This window comes from Sphingomonas sp. CCH5-D11 (assembly GCF_001557395.1).
Taxonomy (GTDB): Bacteria; Pseudomonadota; Alphaproteobacteria; order Sphingomonadales; family Sphingomonadaceae; genus Sphingomonas.
Genome location: NZ_LSKH01000241.1, coordinates 1 through 5,264 on the forward strand (window position 1 = coordinate 1; position 5,264 = coordinate 5,264).

Annotated in this window: 4 protein-coding genes and 2 pseudogenes; 5 read left to right on the top strand and 1 reads right to left on the bottom strand. The window is 64.8% G+C overall.

Annotation, left to right across the window (positions count from 1 at the left end):
* The 3 genes and pseudogenes from AX702_RS22630 to AX702_RS14905 all read left to right on the top strand — a co-directional run.
* Positions 1-308 (top strand): annotated as a pseudogene (locus AX702_RS22630) (hypothetical protein); the annotation flags it as partial.
* The gene (locus AX702_RS14900) at positions 305-1,651 is read left to right on the top strand and encodes a PepSY-associated TM helix domain-containing protein (RefSeq protein WP_066780875.1); all 1,347 of its coding nucleotides are present in this window, start codon (positions 305-307) and stop codon (positions 1,649-1,651) included. The pseudogene AX702_RS22630 and the gene AX702_RS14900, both read left to right, overlap by 4 nt.
* A 122-nt stretch (positions 1,652-1,773) precedes the next feature.
* Entirely contained in the window at positions 1,774-2,298 is a 525-nt protein-coding gene (locus tag AX702_RS14905) for a hypothetical protein (protein ID WP_156455514.1), read from the top strand.
* Between the two features lie 52 nt (positions 2,299-2,350).
* On the opposite strand, the gene AX702_RS14910 is transcribed toward AX702_RS14905, so the two are convergent.
* Complete coding sequence (locus AX702_RS14910; protein WP_066780877.1) at positions 2,351-3,256, bottom strand: glycosyltransferase family A protein; 906 nt, start codon at positions 3,254-3,256, stop codon at positions 2,351-2,353.
* A gap of 716 nt (positions 3,257-3,972) precedes the next feature.
* Here AX702_RS14910 and AX702_RS14915 point away from each other — a divergent pair.
* Together AX702_RS14915 and AX702_RS14920 are read left to right on the top strand one after the other, a co-directional pair.
* Positions 3,973-5,004: a glycoside hydrolase family 5 protein gene (locus tag AX702_RS14915; RefSeq protein WP_231731875.1), complete on the top strand. Its 1,032-nt coding sequence runs from the start codon at positions 3,973-3,975 to the stop codon at positions 5,002-5,004.
* 17 nt (positions 5,005-5,021) lie between these two features.
* A pseudogene (locus tag AX702_RS14920) lies at positions 5,022-5,264 on the top strand (hypothetical protein); the annotation flags it as partial.

Genomic DNA, 5,264 nt, shown 5'->3' on the forward strand with positions numbered 1-5,264 from the left:
GGGTGCGGATGTTGCCGGAGGCGGATGAGCCGCTCCAGCTTGGGCGGCGCATCGTCACGTTCCTGATCGTTTCCGTCGCAGCGGCGCTGATTTCCACTGGAATCGCAGTGGGTTTGCGTGCGCTTGGCCTCTTCGCAGGGATGGGCGAGGCGGACGCCAATGTGCTGGCGCTGGCCGCGATGCCGCTGGCCTGGACCATCCTCGGCTATGCCTTGCTGATGGAAAACACGCGCCGCGCGCAGATCAAAATGCTGCTGATCTGGGCGGCTTTGGCCGCAACTGGCCTGATCCTGGAAGTAATCGGATGAATTTGGCCCCTGAGAATGCCACGGTGAAGCAGGCGCTGTCGGCGCATGCCGCGATCGGCCTTGTCGCCGGCGCGCTCCTTTACCTGGTCAGCCTGTCGGGCGCGGTGGCGGTCTTCTATCAGGAATGGCAGCGGGTCGAGCAGCCGAACGCACCGGAGATGTCCACCATCTCGCCCGACGCCGTGCAGCGCGCGGTGGAGGCGGTGATGGCGTCGGAGAAAGGCAAGCCGCCCACCACGCACCTTTACGTCCACCTGCCGGTGGCGCCGCTGCCGCGGGCGACGATCACCACCGATACCCAGGCCGTTCACGTCGATGCATCGGGCAGGATTGCGGGTGCCGAACAGATCGCCTGGTCCGACTTTCTCGTCGCGCTCCACTATACGTTGAACCTGCCCGCCATATGGGGCCTGACGATTGTCGGCGGGCTTGGCGTGATGATGCTGGCATTGTCGCTGTCCGGCGTGGTGGCGCATCCGCGCATCTTCCGGGACGCCTTCCGACTGAGGGCGCGCGACAAGGGCGGTATCGGGCTGGCCGACTGGCACAATCGCCTGAGCGTTTGGACCCTGCCCTTCACCGTAGCGATCGCATTCACTGGCGCGCTGATCGGCGTCGCTTATGTCACAGCCTTTGGTGTCGCCACGACGAGCTATGGTGGTGATCTGGAGGCGGTGTATGCGCCGATCTTCGGCGAGGAGGGAAAGCCCGACAAGACGGCCGCGCCGGCGCCCGATGTCGCTGCCGCGCTTGGCTATATGCGGCAACATTATCCCCAGGCCGAACTGACCTATGTAACCCTGCACGACCCGGGCACGGCGGGGCAGCACATCCAGGTTCTGGGCGAGCATCAGCGGCGACTGATCTTCGGCGAATATTATACCTTCGACGGAGCCGGCAAATTCCACGGTGTCGCCGGCCTTGCCGATGGCTCGCTGGGCCAGCAGGCGGCCGCGTCCAACTACCGGCTGCACTTCGGCAATTTCGGCGGCTTGCCGGTCAAGCTGGCTTATCTGGTATTCGGCCTGATCCTGACCGCCATCTGCGCCACCGGCACGTACATCTGGCTGGGCAAGCGCGAGCGGCGCGGCGTCGAGCAGCCGCGCCTGCGATCTCTGTGGGACGCCGTGGTCTGGGGATCACCGCTGATGCTGGCGGTGACGTTCATCGCGCGCAAGCTCCTCGGCAACGACGCGCCGCTCGCCGAAATCTTCTGGATCGGCATGGCGGCATTGCTCGCGAGCGCGTGGATCGTGACCACGCGTGATACCCTGGCGAAATGGCTGCAACGGGCGCTCGTCGCCAGCCTCGTGCTTGTGCTGGCGATGATCTGGCGGGGGTGAGTTGTACCAGCAGCAACTCAACTAATAGTTAACATCTTGATAACCATGAATTGTTGGAACGGAACATGCGTTGATTGGCTTTCATTCCGGGCTGTGCGGAATGCTCCGCGATAGGAGGAATGATGAACGCCAATCTTGTGTCAGCGGTGTTTGACAGTCAGGCCGAAGCCGAGCGCGCCGTCGCCGAACTCCGGCGGAGCGGTGTCAGCGACGATGCGATTTCGATCGTCGCCCGGCACGATGGCGACGGCGCCACCGATGACGGCAGCGGCGCCGGGAGCAAGGAATTCATCGGCAAGGTTGCGGCGGGCGCCGGTATCGGCACGATCCTGGGGATTGCGGCACTGGCCATTCCCGGTGTCGGCCCGCTGGCCGCGGCCGGCGCGATCGCGTCTTCGGTGGTGCCGGGCATCGCAGTCACGGGTGCGGCACTGGGCGGTGCCGCCGGCGGGCTGGAGAAGGTAATGACCGATCACGGCGTCAGCGATGACGATGCCCGCTATTATGGCGATCGCCTGCACCAGGGCGGCGTTTTCGTATCGGTGAATACCGGTTCGGCCGGTATCGCATCCGAACAGGCGGCCGAGATCCTGCATCGCGCGGGCGGGCATAGCGCGACGCGCCCGCGGGTCGCCGCGGCGGTCTGATCAGCGCGGCTGCCGGCTCCGGGAATGTTGCTTGCCGGAGGCTGGCCGAACTTTATTCGGCTTGCCCCGGTCGGACCTGATCATAGCCCAGGGCGGCAACGAGCGCGGCAAGCTGACGATCGTTGCCGCCCAGGCTGTTTTCACCCCACAGACCGGTTTCCTGCGTGCCCGCGACGTAGCGGTATTCCCGCATCTCACCGGCGCATTTGGTCCGGGTGCCGAGACGCCGGCCCATCCACCAGAACCACAGATCATCCCCCTGTGGCGCGAGGCGCATGAACATGTCCGCGCGCAGCACGTCCGCGTGCAATGTGCCCGGCGGATAAAGGATCCCGCCCGCCCCGACCGCAAGCAGATCCTCCGACGGCGCAAAGCCAGACCCGTCGTCCAGGTTGAGCTGCCACGTGAGATAGGGTTCGAAGCCGTCCAGCGCGAAGCCAATGCGGTGCGCGCGGCGGCAGATGATGCACGGATCGGAACGATCATAGGCGTCCACCAGCACGCCGAGCCAGTCGGGCGGATAGATGATATCGTCATCCGCGGTGACGATGAACGCGTTTGGAAATGCCTCCAGCGCCGGAACCAGCTTTTTGTAGGACCGGACATCGGCGGTGAAGCGGATTTCCAGCCCGCGGGCGCGCAATCCCCAGACGGCACGCGGGATCGCATCCCGATCCTGATCCGCCACCCACAATATCGTCCGATCCGCACGCACATCCTGCTCCAGCAGCGATCGGAGCGTGTAGTGCAGAGAACGGAAACGTTTGGGATAGGACGTGACGGAAATGATCAGCTCGCCCGGCAGATTATGGGGGCGAGCACCGCCGCGCCACACCGGCCAACGGGCCCAGATCTGCTGGCGCACCTCGTCCACCCGCCGCCGCGCGGATGCACGCGCGCGGTGCAGAAGATCAGCCTTGGCGAACGGCTGCTGCAGGGCGGATGAATTGATGCTCATGTGCCGCATGGAAGGAGCCGGTGAACCATCGCGGCGGGGCATATTTCATTTGGCAGAGAGGCTTCAGCCCGGAATGGTGCCTAAGTAGAGCGACTAGCCTGATCAGGAACTATCCTTATTGCGCCGCTCAGGACCCTATGTCGTCATAGGCATACATCCAAAGGTCTAGGGCCGACGCGTTTGCGTCTGTCCGGTTCGTCGTCGCCTGTCAGTGGTCCTTCATGCAGCGATGATTGCCGGATTGCCGCGGGGGACGTTTACCAGCCGTAAGGAGAGGCATGATGATCGGCGCCATTGTTCCTGCATGTCGAACAAGCGGCGCGGTCAGGCTGTTTTCCCTACGGTATCCGCCGTTTCAAAGGTGAACGAGGCCCGATGGACCTGCGGGCCACTGGGAAGGGAGGATAGCGGAAGCCTGTAAATATCCGAATCGGTAAAATGCTGAAAACGGGCGCTTTGGTGTTGCTCAGTTATTGCCGTGCGGCGCCCACCTAAGCCTTTCTCCTTAGTGATAGGGTGGCCGTATTCTGGCAGCGTTGCGCTCGACCTTCCTCAGGCAGGAAGATGGCGGGGATGTGCCCTGCCGCGCAAGCGTCGGGAGCGGCAAGGATGGGAAGCAATGCCGTAGTCTCGCAGATTGCCGCGAGCAGGTCATTCGACCGCATGCATGCTTCGTCCGCAGGACCTGCTCCGTCGGGCGTCCGATGGTGGGGCTGATGATGCGCCTCCCCACGCTCGCGGCGATCGCCTGCATGCTGGGTTTTTCCGGCTCTGATGTTGTTGTCGCCGAAAGTGCGCGCGTCGCCGCGCCCCTGGCGGGAATCAACCTTGCAGGAGGGGAATTCAACTCGCGGCGAAAGCCGGGCGCCTATGGCAAGGATTACATCTACCCTTCCGCGAAGACCGCCTCGCCCTTTCTGAAAAGCGGAATGCAGATCGTCCGCGTGCCGGTATTGTGGGAGCGGATCGAGCAACAGCCGGACGGGACGCTTGATCCAGCCGAGATGAGACGCCTGGATCGTGCGTTCGCGCAGCTCGCCGGTTTTCGGATCATCGTTCTTGATCTGCACAATTACGGCCGGCTGCGCGGCACGCGGCTGGATCAAATGGACGGCGGCGCCGAGCGGCTGGCCCGCACCTGGAGCAATCTCGCCAGCCATTACGCCGGCAATCCGCGCATCGCCTTTGGCCTGATGAACGAGCCGCACGACATCACGCCGCGTGCGTGGCGAGCGATCGCGGACCGATCGGTGCGGGCGATCCGGCGCACGGGCGCGCGCAACCTGATCCTCGTCCCCGGCAGCAACTGGACGGGCGCGCATAGCTGGACGCAGGGCGGGAAGGGATCGAACGCTGCCGCCTTCGCCAACTTCCGCGACCCCGGCGGCAATTTCGCGTTCGAAATGCATCAGTATGTCGACCGGGATCATTCCGGGACGCAGGCGCAGTGCGTGGATCCGACAACGGCGGCGCGGCGCCTGGAACCGGCGACACGCTGGCTGCGGCAACAGCGACAACGGGGTTTTCTTGGGGAGTTCGGCGCCGGCGACAGTGACGCGTGCCTGGCGGCGCTGTCGTCCCTGCTGAGCGCCGTGCAGCGCGCGCCCGACGTGTGGATGGGCTGGGCCTATTGGGCAGGGGGGGACTGGTGGGGCAAATACCCGATGAACGTGCAGCCCGCGTCCGACGGGCGAGCCAAGCCGCAAATGGCCGTTCTCGGCCGCTTCGTGCGGGTTGCTTCGCGATGAGGAAACGCGGATCGGCGATGCTGACCATGGCAGGCGTCGTCCTGGCGAGTGCCAGCGCGTCCGCCCAGACGCTGCCCGACACGCTCGACGTGCGGGCGGGCGTGGTCTCCACCTTCGATACCAACATGCTGCGACTGAACGACGAGCGCGCGCCGGGCGATCGGGAGGATGTTCGCATTACGCCGCAGCTCGACATCAATGTTCGCCGGCTGATCGGGGGGCGGCACCAGCTGACCATCGGCGGGACCGCGGGCTACGAC

Coding starts and splice junctions, on each gene's coding strand:
- AX702_RS14910 (WP_066780877.1), bottom strand. CDS start 3,256: ATGAGCATCAATTCATCCGCCCTGCAGCAGCCGTTCGCCAAGGCTGAT.
- AX702_RS14905 (WP_156455514.1), top strand. CDS start 1,774: ATGAACGCCAATCTTGTGTCAGCGGTGTTTGACAGTCAGGCCGAAGCC.
- AX702_RS14915 (WP_231731875.1), top strand. CDS start 3,973: ATGATGCGCCTCCCCACGCTCGCGGCGATCGCCTGCATGCTGGGTTTT.
- AX702_RS14900 (WP_066780875.1), top strand. CDS start 305: ATGAATTTGGCCCCTGAGAATGCCACGGTGAAGCAGGCGCTGTCGGCG.